Raw genomic sequence first — 19,262 nt, forward strand, 5'->3', positions numbered from 1 at the left:
ACCAAGTCAAAATATAGAGTAAAAACACTAAAAAACAACCCATACCCATTAATTATCAATAAGTTAATCAAATTAAAAATACAAAAATCAAACTCATGCCAAATTCATCTGGTCTGAACAGATCATAGTGGCCTCTGGGAGCATTGTATCGACCACTCACCTCGGGTAGCCTGCTCAACCATTAAACAAATTCACACGTTTTCTTTGCGGATACCGACTTGTCGTTTAGTCAGACTTTGAACAGGATTTTAATGGACATCGCCTCAACATTTGAATGCCACCGTCGCGCATGAAACACCTCCCCCACACTCGTAAGTCAACGCACTTCGAAAAACTAATTTCTATCTGGTTGCCGCCACTCAGCAACCTGAATTTTCAGCTGCGCTTCCCTAAATCTGTTTCAGATTTTCTTTCTTTAATTTTAAAAGCGCAGCCTCAAAACACGACATCACTTTCTGTGATTTCTAGTGGAGACTCATAATGAGCCAACCCGAGACAAATACACCGGAATCAGTCGACGATACTCGACTGAATAAACGCCTTAAAGATATGCCTGTCGCTATCGTTGGTATGGCGAGCATGTTTGCAAACTCTCGCTACCTGAATAAATTTTGGGACCTTATCAGCGAAAAGATCGATGCGATTACTGAAGTACCAGATACGCACTGGCGTCCAGAAGATTACTACGACTCAGATCGTACTACGCCAGACAAGTCTTACTGTAAGCGCGGTGGTTTCATCCCTGAAGTGGACTTCAACCCTATGGAGTTCGGCCTTCCGCCAAACATCCTAGAACTGACTGATACGTCGCAGCTGCTTTCTCTGATCGTTGCAAAAGAAGTACTTGAAGATGCCAAGCTGCCTGAAGGCTACGATCGCGATAAGATCGGTATCACGCTGGGTGTTGGTGGTGGTCAAAAGATCGCTCAAAGCCTAAATGCTCGTCTTCAATACCCTGTTTTGAAAAAAGTCTTCAAGAGCAGTGGTATCAGCGACGACGACAGCGAAATGCTGATCAAAAAATTCCAAGACCAATACATCCACTGGGAAGAGAACTCATTCCCTGGTTCATTGGGTAACGTAATTTCAGGTCGTATTGCTAACCGCTTTGACCTTGGTGGCATCAACTGTGTAGTAGATGCTGCGTGTGCAGGCTCTCTAGCCGCAATGCGTATGGCTCTAAGTGAGCTGGTTGAAGGCCGCAGTGAAATGATGATCACAGGTGGTGTGTGTACTGATAACTCACCAACCATGTACATGAGCTTCTCTAAAACACCTGCGTTTACCACCAATGAAACCATTCAACCTTTCGACATCGACTCAAAAGGCATGATGATTGGTGAAGGCATCGGCATGGTTGCTCTTAAGCGTCTTGAAGATGCAGAGCGCGACGGCGACAGAATCTACTCAGTGATAAAAGGTGTCGGTTCTTCTTCGGATGGTAAGTTCAAGAGTATTTACGCACCTCGCCCTGAAGGACAAGCAAAAGCACTAAAACGTGCTTACGATGATGCTGGTTTCGCACCGCACACACTTGGCCTTTTAGAAGCGCACGGTACAGGTACTGCAGCGGGCGATGTGGCTGAATTTGGTGGCTTAAACTCGGTATTCAGTGAGAACAATGAAGAGAAGCAACACATTGCGTTAGGCTCTGTGAAATCTCAAATTGGTCACACCAAATCAACCGCGGGTACTGCAGGTTTAATCAAAGCTGCATTAGCACTGCACCACAAAGTACTGCCGCCAACGATCAACGTATCGGCTCCGAATCCTAAACTGGATATCGAGAACTCACCGTTCTACCTAAACACACAAACGCGTCCTTGGATGAAACGTGTCGACGGCACACCACGCCGTGCAGGTATCAGCTCATTTGGTTTTGGTGGCACTAACTTCCACGTTGTATTAGAAGAGTACACGCCAGAACACGCTCGCGGTGACAAATACCGTCAACGCCAAGTACCGCAAACTCTGTTATTCAGCGCGGAATCTCGTCAAGCACTGATCAATGAGCTCAAGCAGGTTTCAACTCAAGTTGCAGATGCCGCATTCAAACTAGAAGCGCTTGCTGAGCAGCACGCTCTACGCGAAGTAGACGCTAAGCACGCTCGTCTTGGTTTAGTTGTAACTGACCAAGCAGACCTTCAAGCGCAACTGACTCAAGCGGTTTCTATGCTTGAGAGCCAAACCAAAACACATTGGCAGATGCCAAACGGTACTAGCTACCGTGAGTCGGCACTGATTGCTGAAAACGGTGCTGGTAAAGTGGCTGCATTATTTGCTGGTCAAGGTTCGCAATACCTAAACATGGGTCGCGAGCTTGCTTGTCATTACCCTGAAATGCGCCAACAGCTTGCTCAAGCGGATCAGGTATTTGGTCAACACAAGAAAACGGCTCTGTCGCAAATTCTGTTCCCAATTCCAACCTTCACACCAGAAGCAACCAAAGCTCAAGAAGCGGTGTTAACCAACACGGCCAATGCGCAAAGTGCGATTGGTACTGTGTCTATGGGTCAGTTCGACATCATGACTCAAGCTGGCTTCAAAGCAGACATGGTCGCAGGCCACAGCTTTGGTGAGCTAAGCGCACTATGTGCATCGGGTGTTATCTCGCAAGACGATTACTACCAGCTAGCTTTCGCTCGTGGCGATGCGATGGCTGCAACACCAGAACAAGGTGACAGCGGTACGATGTTTGCGGTCATCCTAGACGCAGACAAACTTCCAGCCGTTGAAAGCTGCATCAGCCAATTCGAAGGCGTGAGCATTGCCAACTACAACGCTCCGACTCAACTGGTTATTGCAGGTCCAACTGCAACGGTTCAACAAGCAGCACAAGCGCTAACAGAACAAGGCTTCAAAGCGATTGCTCTACCAGTATCCGGTGCTTTCCACACACCACTTGTTGCTCACGCTCAAAAGCCATTTGCTGCGGCAATTGATAAAGCTTCATTCAGCGCTCCAACGCTGCCGCTTTACTCGAACGCAACGGGCAAACTGCACAGCAAAGACGCTAAAGCGATCAAGAAAGCGTTCAAGCAACACATGCTGCAATCGGTTCGTTTCAGCGAGCAAATTGAAGCGATGTATCAAGCAGGCGCGCGCGTATTCGTTGAGTTCGGTCCGAAAAACATTCTTCAAAAGCTGGTTGAAAAAACATTGGCTGATAAGAACGAAGAACTTTACGCAATCAGCATCAACCCAAGCCCTAAAGGCGACAGTGACCAACAGCTTCGCTTAGCTGCGGTTCAACTGTGTGTGGCAGGTGTTTCATTAGACAACATTGACCCTTACCAAGCTGACATTGCTGAACCTGCGAAGGCATCACCAATGAACATCAAGCTGAATGCAACCAACTACATCAGCCCTGCTACTCGTAAGAAAATGGATCAATCATTGGCTTCGGGCAACGTCACCGAAAAGACTGAGATTGTTGAAGTGAAAGTTGAAGTCGAGAAAATCGTGGAAAAAGAAGTGATTAAAACAGAAATCGTTGAAGTACCTGTGGCTGCTCCTCAAGCTTCAAATGTACAACAGTCAGCTGCTCCAGCACCAAGCGCACAAGTAGCAACAACAGCTCAGCAGCCTCAAGTGGTTCAAACAGCCCCGTCTAACGTAACGGTTGATGAATCTTCACTGCAATCGTTCTTCAATGCTCAACAACAAGCAGCAGAAGTACATCAGCAATTCTTGGCGATTCCTCAGCAATACGGTGACACGTTCAACACCCTAATGTCTGAGCAAGCGAAAATGGCAACAGCAGGCGTAGCAATTCCTGAGAACCTACAGCGTTCTATGGAAATGTTCCACCAGCACCAAGCTGAAACGCTAAAAGCTCACGCTCATTACCTAGAAATGCAAGCGCACAGCAACAGCTCTGCACTTAATATGCTGACGCAAGGTTCAGTACAAACGGCACAACCAACCTTCGTTGCGTCTGTAAATGCTCAGCCAGTAATTCAAGCTACTCCAACAGCTATCGTTCAAGAGCCTGTAGCTCAAGTACAAGCTGCTCCTGTACAAGCTGCTCCTGTACAAGCTGCGCCAGTTCAAAATACAACAGTTCAGCAAGCTCCAGTCCAGAAAGCCGTTCCTGCACCACAAGTAGCGGCTCAAGCGGCAGCGCCTGTTGCAGCTCAACCTGTTCCAGTTAAAGCGCAACCGGCTCCCGTGGCTGCACCAGTAGCAGTACAATCAGCCGATGCTGAAAAAGTGATGCTAGAAGTCGTTGCCGAGAAAACGGGCTACCCAACGGAAATGCTTGATCTAGAAATGGACATGGAAGCAGACCTTGGCATCGACTCAATCAAGCGCGTAGAGATCCTTGGTACCGTTCAAGACGAAATGCCAAACCTACCTGAGCTGAACCCTGAAGATTTAGCTGAGTGTCGTACTCTTGGTGAAATCGTCGAGTACATGAACAGTAAAAGCATGAACAGCAAGATGCCAGCATCAGCGCCTGTGGCAGCACAGCCAAGCGCAACCGCTCCTGTTCAAGCCGCTAACGGTCTTGATGCAAAAGTCGTTCAACAAACCATGCTAGAAGTGGTTGCTGAGAAGACAGGTTACCCAACGGAAATGCTTGATCTAGAAATGGATATGGAAGCAGACCTTGGCATCGACTCAATCAAGCGTGTTGAGATTCTTGGTACGGTTCAAGATGAACTGCCTACTCTTCCAGAGCTGAACCCTGAAGACTTAGCTGAGTGTCGCACTCTTGGCGAAATCGTTAACTACATGAACAGTAAACTTCCGGCTTCTGCACCAGTTGCAGCACAAACGGAAGTAGTTGCTCCAGCAGCAGCTAACAATGGACTAGATGCAGCTGTTGTTCAGAAGACGATGTTAGAAGTTGTAGCAGAGAAAACGGGCTACCCGACTGAGATGCTAGATCTAGCAATGGACATGGAAGCTGACCTTGGTATCGACTCAATCAAGCGTGTTGAAATCCTAGGTACGGTTCAAGACGAACTACCGACTCTTCCAGAGCTAAACCCTGAAGACCTCGCTGAGTGTCGAACTCTAGGCGAGATAGTTGCTTACATGAATACTAAAAGCATGAACAGCAAACTTCCAGCTTCTGCTCCAGTAGCGGCTCAAGTATCTGTACCAACGCAAGCAGTATCAAATGGTTTAAATGCGGAGCAAGTTCAAAGCACAATGCTGAGCGTAGTAGCTGATAAAACGGGCTACCCAACAGAAATGCTCGACCTAGCAATGGACATGGAAGCAGACCTTGGCATCGACTCAATCAAACGTGTTGAGATCCTTGGAACAGTTCAAGATCAACTACCAACATTGCCAGAGCTGAACCCTGAAGATCTAGCTGAGTGTCGTACTCTGGGTGAAATCGTTGACTACATGAACAGCAAGTTAGCTCCTAGTTCGGAAGCAGCGACAGTAGCTCCTGCTACAGAAAGCACGAGCAATGACCTAAATCCTGCTCATGTTCAATCAACAATGATGGAAGTGGTTGCCGATAAAACTGGCTACCCAGCAGAAATGCTCGACCTAGCGATGGACATGGAAGCAGACCTTGGTATCGACTCAATCAAACGTGTTGAGATTTTAGGTACAGTTCAAGACCAGCTACCAACGCTGCCAGAACTAAACCCTGAAGACCTAGCTGAGTGTCGTACGCTTGGTGAAATCGTTACCTACATGCAAAGCAAGCTATCCGCTGCTGCACCCGTAGCGACTCCTAAAGCTGAATCGGTAACGCCTATCGCAGAAACAGCGACAGCGGAACTTCCTCCACACAATGAGGTAGCGCTAAAAAAGCTACCAGCGGCAGATAAACTCGTCGATTGTTTCTCAAAAGACGCTTGTGTCGTGATTACAGATGATGGTCACAACGCTGGTGTTCTAGCAGAGAAGTTGACCGCTAACGGCATTCAAGTTGCTGTAGTGCGTAGTGCTCTTTCTGCCGCGTCACCTTTAAACAGTGAAATCGCAAGCTACACACTTAACAGTATCGATGATGCTGGTGTGACAGCTGTGATTAACGACATCGAAGCAGACCTTAAAACGTCGAACAAAGTGATTGCGGGCTTCATTCACCTACAAGCTATCGTTGATGCTAAACAAAGCAACGAGCAAGCGGTTAACTTGAATGCAGACTCAAGAGCTTCACTGACGACAGCGTTCTTATTCGCCAAGCACCTAAATGGCCAACTGAATGCGGTTTCTGGTCGTAGCGTGTTCTTCACACTAAGCCGTATCGATGGTGGCTTTGGTTACCTAGATGCTAAGCAATTGATGAATGCGGAACTTAACCAAGCGGCGCTGTCTGGTCTCACCAAGACACTGAGCCATGAATGGTCAAACGTGTTCTGCCGAGCATTGGATGCAGACGCTTCTATTGATGCTCGTCACCTAGCTGAAGCTATCACAGGCGAACTGTTCGATGTCGATACCAATACGGTTGAAATCGGCCTTAGCCATGCGGAAAACGGGGAATCTGGTCGTGCAACATTGATTGCTGCAACACCAGGTGCTGCACAAACGAAGAACACAGGCGCTCAACTTACTAAGAGCGACAAAGTTCTCGTAACAGGTGGTGCTAAAGGCGTGACGTTTGAATGTGCACTGACGCTTGCTAAGCAATGTAAGTCTCACTTCATTCTTGCAGGTCGTAGTAAGCATATTACTTCAGCTGAGCTACCTCAGTGGGCACAAGGCAAGCAAGAGAAAGAGTTAAAACCAGCGGCTATTGCTCACCTACAAGCAACAGGTGATAAACCAACGCCAAAGAAAGTTGATGCCTTGCTAAAACCTGTATTGAGCAGCCTTGAAATCAACGCAGCACTTGCCGCTTTCAACGAGATTGGCGCGAGCGCTGAATACCTAAGTCTAGATGTATCGAACCATGAGTCAGTAGCGAAAACGCTGGTGAATCTCGACGGCATCACGGGTCTTATCCACGGTGCAGGTGTACTGGCTGACAAACACATTCAAGATAAAACACTTGATGAACTGAACATGGTTTACGGCACGAAAGTGGGCGGACTAGAAGCGGTTCTTGGTGGTCTTGATAGCAGCAAGCTAAAACTGATTGCGATGTTTTCTTCGGCGGCGGGTTTCTACGGAAACACAGGCCAAAGCGATTACTCAATGTCTAACGAAATCCTGAACAAAGCGGCTCTACAGCTGTCTGCTCGCAACCCTCAAGCGAAAGTGATGAGCTTCAACTGGGGACCGTGGGACGGTGGCATGGTCAACGCAGCACTGAAACGTATGTTTACAGAGCGCGGTGTGTACGTGATTCCTCTTCAGGCGGGTGCAGAGCTGTTTAGCTCTCAACTACTGAACGAAACTGGCATTCAACTGCTGGTTGGTACGAGCATGCAAGGTTCTGACAACAAGGAAGCTGCTGTAAAAAAGCTTAATGCGGAGTCTGTGCATCTTGCAAAGAGTCCGCTGAATACAAGCATCACTGTGACACGTCATCTTGATCCAAAGGCATTGCCTTTCATTCAAGATCACTGCATTGCCGGTAACCCAGTGTTACCGACAGTGTGTGCCATCCAATGGATGCGAGAGGTGGCAGAGCAACTGTTAGGGGTGAACGTTAGCGTTCACAACTACAAACTGCTTAAGGGTGTGATTTTTGATACTGATGAAGTGCAAGAGCTAAAACTGGTTCTTTCTTCTGATGCTAAATCAAAAGAGCAGCTAAAAGCGGTGATCAGTTGCCAAGGGCGACCACAGTATCAAGCTCAGTTGCAAGTTGCCTCTGTGCAAGTGTCTGAAGATGTTCAACAAGCGTCAGAAAAGCGCTTTGAAGCCAACACTTCAACACCTGTAACAACGGCACAAGCTCTATACAGTGACGGCACTCTGTTTCACGGACCAAGACTACAAGGTATTACCTCAGTTGAACGCTTTGACGACTTAGGCTTATTGGTTCAATGCCAGTTGCCTCAGATTGAAAACAGCGACTGCGGATCATTTATTCCTAAGCAAGGCTTTGGCGATAGCCAACCATTTGCTGAAGATTATCTGTTACAAGCAATGCTGGTATGGGCTCGATTGAAATACGGCGCGGCAAGCCTACCGTCTGCAATCGGTGAGTTTATTTGTTACGCACCGATGCACAATGGTGACCAAGGTTGGCTAGAGCTGAGCGTGATAAAAAGCACGGCTCGTTCTCTGCAAGCTGATATCTCGCTTTACCACCAAGATGGTCGTTTAAGTGCGGTAATGAAAGGTGCAAAAGTCACCATCAGCAAGAGCTTAAACGACGCATTTTTGCCGAAGTCTAGCTCAGCAGAATCAAAGAAAGAGGCGACTAAAAACGCAGAAAAGGAGCAATTGTCATAGTGACTGTTCCTACTAATAAAGCGATGCCATTGCGCATCGCTCTTTTATCTCAGCTAGCAAACGCGGCTGAGCTTTCTGCCGACTTATCACCTTCGCTTCCAGAGATTGTTACTGTTGTGGTTGATGGCAATTTTAATCAAGCACTTGCTCACGCCATCGAGACAGTCAATCAAGGTAATGTTGTTAAGCTTTGTTTGGATTCTCATTCTCCATCATTGGTGATGTTGAGTGCACTGACCGCGGCTCAAAGCAAGATTCACCCACACGCTTATCTAGCGAGTTTTGTAGATGCAGCTACCGAAGATAGCGTTCAGCTTGCTCTGGAAATTGCACGCCGCCCAGCTTCAGACTTAAGCCATCAACAACAATATTCTGCACTTTCTGCTTCGCAGCAGTTTAATGAGTTGTTGAATATGGTTAATGCGATATCGAGCCGTTCATTGCCGAGCCATTCATTAGCTAATAATTACTGGTTCACTGAGCCGAACAAAGCGCGTGTTACTGCGTTAACTTTCAGTGACGATAGCCAAAAATCCACCAGCCTGATATTGACTCAAGCGACCGGTTTGCGAGAACCAAAACCCTTGCTATCAAGCGAGCGTTTGATGTTTGTGGTTTCAGGCAACGAACAAGCCGAGTTGGTTTCTCAGTTAATCTCGTTAAGAGAAGAGCTTAAATGCGTTAACGATTCGGCGGACAGCGAACTTGCTATCGCCAGCTTGATGCATTCAAACCTAAGCCACTTTCAAAGCGTTCAACACAATGCTGGCCGTGGTGCGAACATCGTGATTCAAGCGGCTTCAATTGAGGCTGCAATACAAGAGATCACTGCGCTAGAAAATGCGTTGCCAAAAGTAATGGCTGACAATAACCAATACAAAACGCCTGCGGGCAGTTGTTTCTCACCGAAGCCTCGAAGCGAAGGTGGCGTTGCATTTGTTTACCCTGGTGTTGGCACGGTTTATCCCGGCATGTTGCGCGAATTTCACCAACATTTCCCACAGTTATTTGCTCGTTTAGAGCGCGAAGGTAACTTGAAAGAGATGCTGCAGGCAGAAAAAACCTACGCAGACGACGCGCAAGAAATGTCGCTCAGTGAATTGGCCATTGCAGGTGTCGGCAGTAGTTATTTACTAACGCAGCTCTTGTGTGATGAATTCAAAGTGCAGCCAGATTTCGCTTTGGGTTACTCCAAAGGTGAAGCCTCCATGTGGGCCAGCTTAAATGTTTGGAAAAACCCACATGCGCTGATTGAGATGACTCAAACCAGTCCTATCTTCACGACGGCTATTTCTGGTGAACTCACCGCAGTGCGTCAAGATTGGCAGTTGAACAGCGACGAAAGCATCCAATGGAACAGCTTTGTGGTTCGCAGTGATGCGCAAGCGATTGAAGCTCTGTTACCAGAGTTTCCGCGCGCTTATCTCGCTATCATCCAAGGTGATACTTGCGTACTGGCCGGTTGTGAAAGTACATGTCGAGCTCTGCTCAAAAAGCTTGGTAAACGTGGCATTGCCGCGAACCGTGTTACTGCGATGCACACCACACCAGCGCTGAGTCAGCATAGCCAAGTGCGTGAGTTTTACACGCAATCACTGTTCGACGAATTGCCAAAGCATATCCGCTTTATCAGCGCAGCAGGTCTACCGACTGGCGCACCAATCAATATCGACAGCGACAGCATCGCCCTTTCGATTGCCGACACTTTCTGTTCAACGTTAGATTTCACCGCGTTGATCCAGAGTGCGCGTCAACAAGGTGCGCGTCTGTTTGTCGAAGTAGGTGCCGATCGTCAAACCAGCACATTGATCGACAAGATCAATCGTAGCGACGACGTAGCCGACCAGTACTGCACAATCGCTTCCAATGCCAAAGGCGGTGACGATGTTGTCACGCTCATCAAGTGTATTGGTCAGCTCATTACTCATCAAATTCCACTGTCTGTCGAGCCCCTTATTCAAGGGCTAGAACAACAGATCACCACCGCTAAGCAATTCAGAGGTGTATCTAAAGACAGCACAGTGAATCATCAAGGAGAGCTAGTATGAGTTCTCAATCGAAACCATCTCAATATAAATATCAGGCTCAAAACAAACAGCAAGTGAAGTGCAATAAGATCGCGATTGTTGGTATTGCTAACCAATACCCAGAAGCGGATACGCCAAAAGACTTTTGGCAAAACTTGCTGGATAAAAAAGATTCTCGCACCACATTAAGCGCTGAAAAGTTAGGTGCTAAACCTGAAAGCTATCAGGGCGTGCAAGGCGAATCAGACCGCTTTTACTGTGATAAAGGCGGCTACATCGAAAACTTCAATTTCGATAGCAATGGCTACCGCTTAACAGCAGAATCGTTCAACGGTGTTGACCAGAGTTTCCTATGGGCTTTGGACACCAGTCGTAAGGCGTTATTCGACGCAGGTATTGATCTGAATGCCGATGTTTTAGAGCGCACAGGCGTGATCATGGGTGCCCTTTCGTTCCCAACCACACGCTCAAACGATCTGTTTCTGCCGATGTATCACTCGGTGGTCGAGAAAGCACTACAAGCTAAATTGGCTAATGACCAGTTTTCACTGCTACCAACCAATGAAACCGCGCAAGACCTCAACCCTATCAATGGTGCTGCAGCACATAACGCCTCTAAGTTAGTGGCTGATGCGCTAGGTTTAGGCAACGTGCAACTTAGCCTAGATGCGGCATGTGCAAGCTCAGTGTATTCATTGAAGTTAGCGTGTGATTACTTGAACACGGGCAAGGCCGACATGATGTTGGCAGGCGCGGTATCAGGTGCTGACCCATTCTTTATCAACATGGGTTTTTCCATCTTCCACGCTTACCCTGACCACGGTGTGTCGGTTCCGTTTGATAGCAACAGTAAAGGTCTGTTTGCTGGCGAAGGTGCCGGTGTTTTAGTCCTAAAACGCTTAGCTGATGCAGAACGTGATGGCGACAATATCTATGCAGTTGTCAGCGGTATTGGCTTGTCGAACGATGGTCGTGGCCAGTTCGTATTAAGCCCAAACAGCAAAGGACAAGTACAAGCCTTTGAACGCGCTTACGAGGCTTCAAACCTATCACCAGACAGCATTGAAGTGATTGAGTGTCACGCAACCGGCACACCATTAGGTGACAAGGTTGAGTTAACCTCAATGGAGCGTTTCTTTGCTGACAAATTGAATGGTTCTAACCCGCCATTAATTGGCTCTGCGAAGTCAAACCTCGGTCACTTACTGACTGCGGCGGGTATGCCAGGGATCATGAAGATGATCTTTGCGATGAAAGAAGGTGTACTTCCGCCAAGTATTAATTTGGACAAGCCACTATCGTCGCCTGAAGGTTTATTTGGCCCACAGACTCTGCCAACGCAGGTTCAACCTTGGCCAAGTAAAGCGGGTAACTCAGAGCGCTGCGCGGGTGTTTCTGTATTTGGTTTCGGTGGTTGTAATGCTCACTTACTGCTTGAAGCGTATTCAGACACGAGTCATGTAAACCAGACTCTAGAGTCAGCATCTCCAAGCCTACAGCCGTCTAATTTAAGCATTACTGGTCTAGCGTCTCACTTCGGTTCTCTGCAAAGCATCAATGCGCTAAGCACTGCGATTGAAACCAACAACGATGCTTTCATTGCTTTGCCTAAAAAACGCTGGAAAGGCTTAGACCAACATCCAGAACTACTGAATCAGTTTGGTTTACACGGCATTCCAAACGGAGCCTACATCGATCAGTTCGATCTCGATTTCCTACGCTTCAAAGTGCCGCCTAATGAAGATGACCGTTTGATCTCTCAGCAGTTGCTACTGATGAAAGTTGCAGACGAAGCCATCAAAGATGCCAAGCTTGTAGCAGGCCAAAAGGTTGCAGTACTCGTTGCGATGGAAACAGAGCTTGAGATGCACCAATTCCGTGGACGCGTAAACCTGCATAGCCAATTGGCTGACAGCTTTGCCAACATGGGTATTGAGCTAACACAAGATGAATACCAATCGCTAGAAACCATCGCGATGGACAGTGTGATGGACGCAGCCAAGCTGAACCAATACACCAGTTTCATCGGTAACATCATGGCTTCGCGTATATCTTCATTGTGGGACTTTAACGGCCCTGCCTTTACGATCTCAGCCGCTGAACAGTCGGTTGCTCGTTGTATCGATGTCGCGCAAAACTTGATGTCGCAAGAATCCATGGATGCCGTCGTGATTGCAGCCGTTGACCTTAGTGGCAGTGCAGAGCATGTGATTCTGAAGAACAGCGTCAGCCCAGTGTCGCTTGCTCCAAAATTCGGACAACCGCAAGACGGCAGTTGGAATGTGGGCGAAGGCGCAGGTGCGATTGTTCTTGTTGAAGAGAGTCGAGTAGCGAGCAACCAAGATACGGCTTACGGCAGCATCAACGCATTGGCCTTTGGTTCAAGCGAGCATAGCAAAGCCGTTTCTGATGAGTTATTGACTCAAGTCGGTATGAGCTCGAACGATGTTTCTCTGCTTGAGCTTAACCATGCACCAGAGTCTTCATCATATCAGTCTTCGTCTCTAAGTTTAGCGAGCACAAGGACGACTCAAGCGAGTCAACGTGTTGGTCACTGCTCTGCAGCTTCTGGCATGGCCAGTCTGCTACACGGTCTGCTCAACCTGAACCTTGAGTCTCTGAATCCAAAAGTCAGCTCTAAGAGCGCGATTGTTGCCAACATCAGCGAAGGACAATGCTCACAGCTGCTACTAAGCCAATCGAGTGTTGAATCTCAATCACTATCGATTCGTTTAAGCAGTGAACTGGCAAGTGATGCTAAACGTCAATTGGTTAAGCAAGTGACATTGGGTGGTCGCGATATTTATCAACATATTGCCCAAACCCCAGTGACTAACTTGGCAACAATTCAACAGAAAGCTTCTGGTAAACAAGCAGCAAGAGTCGCGTCGGTTCCAACGACAGCAAGCATTCAAGCAGCCCTTGCGCAAAAAGAGTTAGAGAAGAAAGCACTAACGAACAACGCGATAGAGCCAGTAATCGAAACTCCTACATCAGTATCCCCTACTCTGGCGCCAACTCGCCACAGTCAGCTAACAGGTAACCACAGCAATATGACTCATGTCCTATCCGCTAAAAATGGCGTATCGAATATCGACGCTAATACGGATGCAGCATCACAGCCGTCTGTAACAGCACACAACCAAGCTTTTGCTCAGAACCAGCAAGCAGCGCAGCAAGTACACAAAGCATTCCTGCACACTCGTGCCCAAGGCATGCAGATGGCTGATGCACTATTGAAAGCACAGCTAAACGCAGTTACGTCTGGTTTAGATAGCTCAGCCGCTTCTCAACAAACGAATGGCCAACAAACGTCAGCTCAGCCTGTTCAAGCTCAACCGGCTCCTGTTCAGTCAACACCAGTCAACGTACTTGCGACGCCAGCACCAGTAAAACCTATCCGTAAGCCATGCATTTGGGATTACGATGATCTGGTTGAATACGCTGAAGGCGACATCGCCAACGTATTTGGCCCTGATTACGCGATCATCGATAGCTACTCGCGCCGCGTTCGTTTACCAACCACCGATTACCTATTGGTATCTCGTGTGACTAAGCTCAACGCGACAGTCAACGAGTACAAGCCAAGCACCATGACCACCGAATACGACATCCCCGTTGATGCGCCGTATCTTGTCGATGGTCAGATTCCTTGGGCTGTAGCGGTAGAATCTGGTCAGTGTGACCTAATGCTGATCAGCTACCTAGGCATTGATTTCGAAAACAAAGGCGAGCGTGTTTATCGCCTGCTTGATTGTACGTTGACCTTCCTTGGTGACTTGCCTCGTGGTGGCGATACGCTGCGTTACGATATCTCAATCAACAACTTTGCTCGCAATGGCGACACGCTACTGTTCTTCTTCTCGTACGAATGTTTCGTTGGCGACAAGATGATCCTGAAAATGGATAACGGCTGTGCGGGCTTCTTCACTGATGAAGAGCTAGCAGACGGCAAAGGTGTGATTCACACTGAAGATGAAATCAAGGCTCGTAAGCTTGCAACTAAGCAACGCTTCGACCCAATGTTGCACTGCCCTAAAACCCAGTTCAACCACCAAGAACTGCGCCACCTACTGACTGCAAACATCGCAGAATGTTTTGGCCCGACTCACCAATCTGATCGCCACCAGCCTTCTCTATGCTTCAGCTCAGAGAAGTTCATGATGATCGAAAAGGTCAGCCGTGTTGAACCGCAAGGCGGCACATGGGGACTTGGTCTGATTGAAGGCCATAAACAGCTAGAGCCTGAGCACTGGTACTTCCCTTGTCACTTCAAAGATGACTCAGTAATGGCTGGCTCTTTGATGGCAGAAGGTTGTGGTCAACTGCTTCAGTTCTTCATGATGCACCTTGGCATGCACACGCTTGTTCAAAATGGTCGTTTCCAACCGCTTGAAAATGCGCCTCAACAAGTACGTTGTCGTGGACAGGTGCTACCACAATCGGCAGAGCTGACGTACCGCATGGAAGTGACTGAGATTGGTCTAAGCCCTCGCCCATACGCAAAAGCTAACATCGATATTTTGCTCAACGGCAAAGTGATCGTTGATTTCCAAAACTTGGGTGTGATGATCAAAGAAGACGACGAATGTACTCGTTACCTGCCTTCTTTAGAAACAGCTGTCGCGACCCCTGCTATCGAAAACTTGGACCATAAAAGCTTGGGCCATACACCAGCAGTGAACCAACAGGCTTCAGCAAATGCGCCACTCATGGCTCAAATTGAAGACCTAGAAACGGCGCCTAACAAAGGTGTAGTTCCTCTTCAACACGTTGAAGCTCCGGTAACTCCTGATTACCCGAACCGCACACCCGATACGGTTCCATTCACGCCTTATCACATGTTCGAATTCGCGACTGGCGATATCGAGAAATGTTTCGGTCCTGATTTCTCTATCTACCGTGGAATGATTCCACCACGTACTCCGTGTGGCGACCTACAGCTAACTACTCGTGTTGTTGAGATCGACGGTAAGCGTGGCGACTTCAAGAAGCCTTCATCATGTATCGCAGAATACGAAGTGCCAGAGAATGCATGGTACTTTGATGAAAACAGCCACCAGACCCTAATGCCTTACTCGGTATTGATGGAGATTTCACTGCAACCAAACGGCTTTATCTCAGGCTACATGGGCACAACACTGGGCTTCCCAGGTGAAGAACTGTTTTTCCGTAACCTAGATGGCAGCGGCAAAATGCTGCGTAACGTCGACTTGCGTGGCAAAACGATCACCAACGATTCTCGTCTGCTTTCAACCGTAATGATGGGCACCAACATCGTACAGAGCTTCAGCTTCGAACTAAGCACTGACGGCGTGCCTTTCTACCAAGGTACAGCGGTATTTGGTTACTTCAAAGGCGCAGCACTGAAAGATCAACTGGGTTTGGACAACGGTAAAGTGACTCACCCTTGGCACGTTGATAACAACCGCACGCCGGATGTAAACATCAATCTGCTAGACAAAACGACGCGTTACTTCAATGCACCTGTTTCTGCTACTGGCGAAGTGCAAGAGCACTACCAACTGGCTGGCGGTCGCTTGAACTTTATCGATACGGTGCAGATCACCAGCGATGGTGGTAAAGACGGTCTGGGTTACCTATACGCTGAGCGTACGATTGACCCAAGTGATTGGTTCTTCCAGTTCCACTTCCATCAAGACCCGGTAATGCCAGGTTCTCTTGGTGTCGAAGCGATCATCGAACTGATGCAAACCTATGCGCTAAACAAAGACCTTGGCGCTGGCTTCCGTAATCCTAAGTTTGGTCAAATCCAATCTGAAGTGAAATGGAAATATCGTGGTCAGATTAACCCTCTGAACAAACAAATGTCACTGGATGTACACATCACTGCGATTAAAGACGAAGACGGTAAACGTATCATCGTTGGCGACGCAAACCTGAGCAAAGATGGTCTGCGTATTTACGAAGTGAAAGACATCGCAATTTGTATCGAAGAAGCATAAGCCTGACACGGGACTAGGAAAGAAATAATTATGACAACTCAAACCACTATCAATAACGAAAAGCTATCTCCGTGGCCTTGGCAGATTAAAGAGAGCACAACTCACTTTGATAACGCAGCAATGTCGACAATTTTGAAAGATTTAAGCCTTGCTTGTTACGTAGTGAACCACCCAGAAAAAGGCTTAGGCGTTAGCCAACAAGCAGAGATTACATCGGGCGATTCAGCAAGTTCAGCGAACAACCAACCTGTTAGCGCTTTTGCTCCAGCTCTTGGTACACAAAGCCTAGGCGACGAAGATTTTCGTCGCTGCCACGGCGTGAAATACGCTTACTATGCGGGCGCAATGGCAAACGGCATTTCATCTGAAGAGTTAGTGATTGCGCTTGGTCAAGCTGGTATTCTTTGTTCATTTGGCGCGGCGGGCTTAATCCCATCTCGCGTTGAGCAAGCGATTAACCGTATTCAAGCAGCACTACCAAACGGCCCTTACGCGTTTAACCTGATTCACAGCCCAAGCGAACCCGCGCTAGAGCGCGGCAGTGTTGAGCTGTTTTTGAAGCATAAAGTAAAAACTGTTGAAGCTTCTGCCTTCTTGGGTCTAACACCGCAAATCGTTCACTACCGTGCAGCAGGTCTTAGCCGTGATGCACAAGGTGAGATTCAGGTCGGCAACAAGGTAATTGCCAAAGTAAGCCGTACTGAAGTTGCGAGCAAGTTTATGCAGCCTGCTCCTGCGAAAATGCTGCAAGCTCTAGTTGATGAAGGTCGAATCACAGCAGAACAAATGGAACTGGCACAGCTGGTTCCTATGGCTGATGACATTACCGCAGAAGCCGATTCTGGTGGTCACACCGATAATCGCCCACTGGTTACCCTACTACCAACGATTCTTGCCCTAAAAGAGCAGATTCAAGCACAGTATCAATTCAAAACTCCACTGCGTGTCGGTTGTGGTGGTGGCGTAGGTACGCCTGACGCTGCTCTAGCGACGTTTAACATGGGCGCGGCATACATTGTTACTGGCTCTATTAACCAAGCGTGTGTTGAGGCTGGTGCGAGCGAACACACACGTAAGCTGCTTTCAACAACTGAAATGGCTGACGTGACTATGGCTCCGGCAGCAGACATGTTCGAAATGGGTGTGAAACTGCAAGTGGTTAAACGCGGCACTTTATTCCCAATGCGTGCCAACAAACTGTATGAGCTATACACACGTTACGACTCGATTGAAGCGATTCCAGGTGAAGAACGCTTAAAGCTTGAGAAGCAGGTATTCCGTTCAACACTAGATGATATTTGGGCTGGCACTGTGGCTCACTTTAACGAGCGCGATCCTAAACAGATCGAGCGTGCTGAAGGTAACCCGAAACGTAAAATGGCGTTGATTTTCCGTTGGTACTTGGGTCTTTCAAGTCGTTGGTCAAACACAGGTGAACAAGGCCGTGAGATGGATTACCAAGTATGGGCAGGTCCTGCACTTGGCGCATTCAACGCATGGGCAAAAGACAGCTATCTAGATGATTACCAGCAGCGTAATGCCGTTGATCTTGCTAAGCATCTGATGCACGGTGCTGCGTACTTAGCTCGTGTTAACCTGCTGACCTCACAAGGTATCAAGCTTGATCCGGAACTAGCACGCTGGAAGCCGACGCAAAGAATGGCTTAAGTGCCGAGTAGCTAGCTAAATTTTACCAAATAAAAAAGCGACCTTAATTAGGTCGCTTTTCTTTGAATCATCGAAATGTCATTGCAGTCGTTGGTTATTTGATCGCTTTATTTAACTTCTCGCCAACCACGTCTAAGCGCCAACCTTGCATAACATCTGGCAGCTTCTCTGGGTTACGATCGTACTTCCAAATCCAGCTTAACACTTGGTTAAGTTGCTTCTTCGATGCCAAAAACTCAGTCGCTAAGCCACTGTGCTGTGATGCTGTTTTCACTTCGTCTTTCAACACTTTGAAGAGTTGCTTGTAACCTGGGTAGTCCATTAGACGTTCTACTGGCGCAGGGTATTCTTCTTCTGGCGTATGCTCAGCTAACTTAACGATTGAACTGATTTTAGCGCCATGGCGACGTACAGAGCGGTAATCAAAACCTTCTTGCTCCATGTGCTTAGGGTCTTTCATCGCAAAACGCGCTACTGCCCATAAGTCTTGCTCTTTAAAGACAAAGTTCAGCGCTAAATCGCGCTTGATTGCTTCTTTTAGACGCCAAGTTGCTAAAGGTCGTAAGATCGCTAACTGTTGAGGCTTTAGCTGCCACGCGCCTTTAATATCAAGGTAAGCGTTATCTGGGTTTGCTTTACGGATGCGCTTAGCCACTTGTAAATCAGACTCTTGTTGCGCCGCTTCCCACCAGCCCGCTTCCATCACTTTTTCGAGAAGCTTGTTGTACATTGGCATCAAGTAGTGAACGTCTGCCGCTGCATAGTCGAGTTGCTTTTGAGAAAGCGGACGCGCTAGCCAGTCGGTGCGAGATTCACTCTTATCTAGGTCAACACCTACAAACTCAGAAACTAGAGCCGCAAAGCCAGTTGAAAGACCATGACCTAAGAAGGCTGCCATGATCTGCGTATCAACCATTGGTGTTGGCGTACAGCCAAATGCGTTCTGGAATACTTCTAGATCTTCGCCACACGCATGTAACACTTTCAGTACTGACGTGTCTTTCAACAGCCCAACAAACGGGGTCATTTCATCAAGAGCAATAGGATCAATCAGTGACAGCGTTTCACCATCAAATAACTGAATTAAGCCTAATTGAGGGTAATAGGTTCTTGTACGAACGAACTCTGTATCAAGCATAACAACATCGGCTTCACGTGCTTGTTGGCAAACTCGCTCAAGGTCTTTAACTTGGGTAATGATTTGATAATCCACAAAAACTCTCACTGATTTTACTTTGATCGCCGGATACAAAAATGCCGACATTAACTGTCGGCATTC

The 19,262-nt window shown here is 47.7% G+C and carries 6 protein-coding genes; 5 read left to right on the plus strand and 1 reads right to left on the minus strand.

What is annotated here, in order from left to right:
- Positions 1 to 289: 289 nt before the first annotated feature.
- From ACED25_RS16275 to pfaD, 5 genes are read left to right on the plus strand one after another with little or no spacing between them, the layout of a single operon-like run.
- A complete protein-coding gene (locus tag ACED25_RS16275; protein WP_371695678.1) occupies positions 290 to 481 on the plus strand; it encodes a hypothetical protein in 192 nt (63 codons plus the stop codon).
- Positions 481 to 8,322 carry a phosphopantetheine-binding protein gene (locus ACED25_RS16280; RefSeq protein ID WP_371695679.1) on the plus strand — a complete coding sequence of 2,614 codons (7,842 nt, stop codon included), beginning with the start codon at positions 481 to 483 and terminating at the stop codon, positions 8,320 to 8,322. Before ACED25_RS16275 ends, ACED25_RS16280 begins: the two co-directional genes overlap by 1 nt.
- Positions 8,322 to 10,370, plus strand: coding sequence for a PfaB family protein (locus tag ACED25_RS16285; RefSeq protein WP_371695680.1), 2,049 nt, complete (start codon positions 8,322 to 8,324; stop codon positions 10,368 to 10,370). The genes ACED25_RS16280 and ACED25_RS16285 overlap by 1 nt, the downstream gene beginning before the upstream one ends.
- Positions 10,367 to 16,315, plus strand: a complete 5,949-nt coding sequence (locus ACED25_RS16290) for a beta-ketoacyl synthase N-terminal-like domain-containing protein (protein ID WP_371695681.1) — start codon at positions 10,367 to 10,369, stop codon at positions 16,313 to 16,315. The genes ACED25_RS16285 and ACED25_RS16290 overlap by 4 nt, the downstream gene beginning before the upstream one ends.
- A 30-nt stretch (positions 16,316 to 16,345) precedes the next feature.
- The gene (gene pfaD, locus ACED25_RS16295) at positions 16,346 to 17,983 is read left to right on the plus strand and encodes an eicosapentaenoate synthase subunit PfaD (RefSeq protein ID WP_371695682.1); all 1,638 of its coding nucleotides are present in this window, start codon (positions 16,346 to 16,348) and stop codon (positions 17,981 to 17,983) included.
- Positions 17,984 to 18,077: 94 nt separating this feature from the next.
- On the opposite strand, the gene rnd is transcribed toward pfaD, so the two are convergent.
- The gene (gene rnd, locus ACED25_RS16300; protein ID WP_032500282.1) at positions 18,078 to 19,196 is read right to left on the minus strand and encodes a ribonuclease D; all 1,119 of its coding nucleotides are present in this window, start codon (positions 19,194 to 19,196) and stop codon (positions 18,078 to 18,080) included.
- Positions 19,197 to 19,262: the final 66 nt, after the last annotated feature.

This window comes from Vibrio sp. 1F263 (genome assembly GCF_041439035.1).
Classification (GTDB): Bacteria; Pseudomonadota; Gammaproteobacteria; order Enterobacterales; family Vibrionaceae; genus Vibrio; species Vibrio tasmaniensis_A.

Bases quoted from the DNA above. Each gene is read 5' to 3' on its own strand.
- ACED25_RS16275 (WP_371695678.1), top strand. From the start codon at position 290: ATGAAACACCTCCCCCACACTCGTAAGTCAACGCACTTCGAAAAACTA.
- ACED25_RS16280 (WP_371695679.1), top strand. From the start codon at position 481: ATGAGCCAACCCGAGACAAATACACCGGAATCAGTCGACGATACTCGA.
- ACED25_RS16290 (WP_371695681.1), top strand. From the start codon at position 10,367: ATGAGTTCTCAATCGAAACCATCTCAATATAAATATCAGGCTCAAAAC.
- pfaD (WP_371695682.1), top strand. From the start codon at position 16,346: ATGACAACTCAAACCACTATCAATAACGAAAAGCTATCTCCGTGGCCT.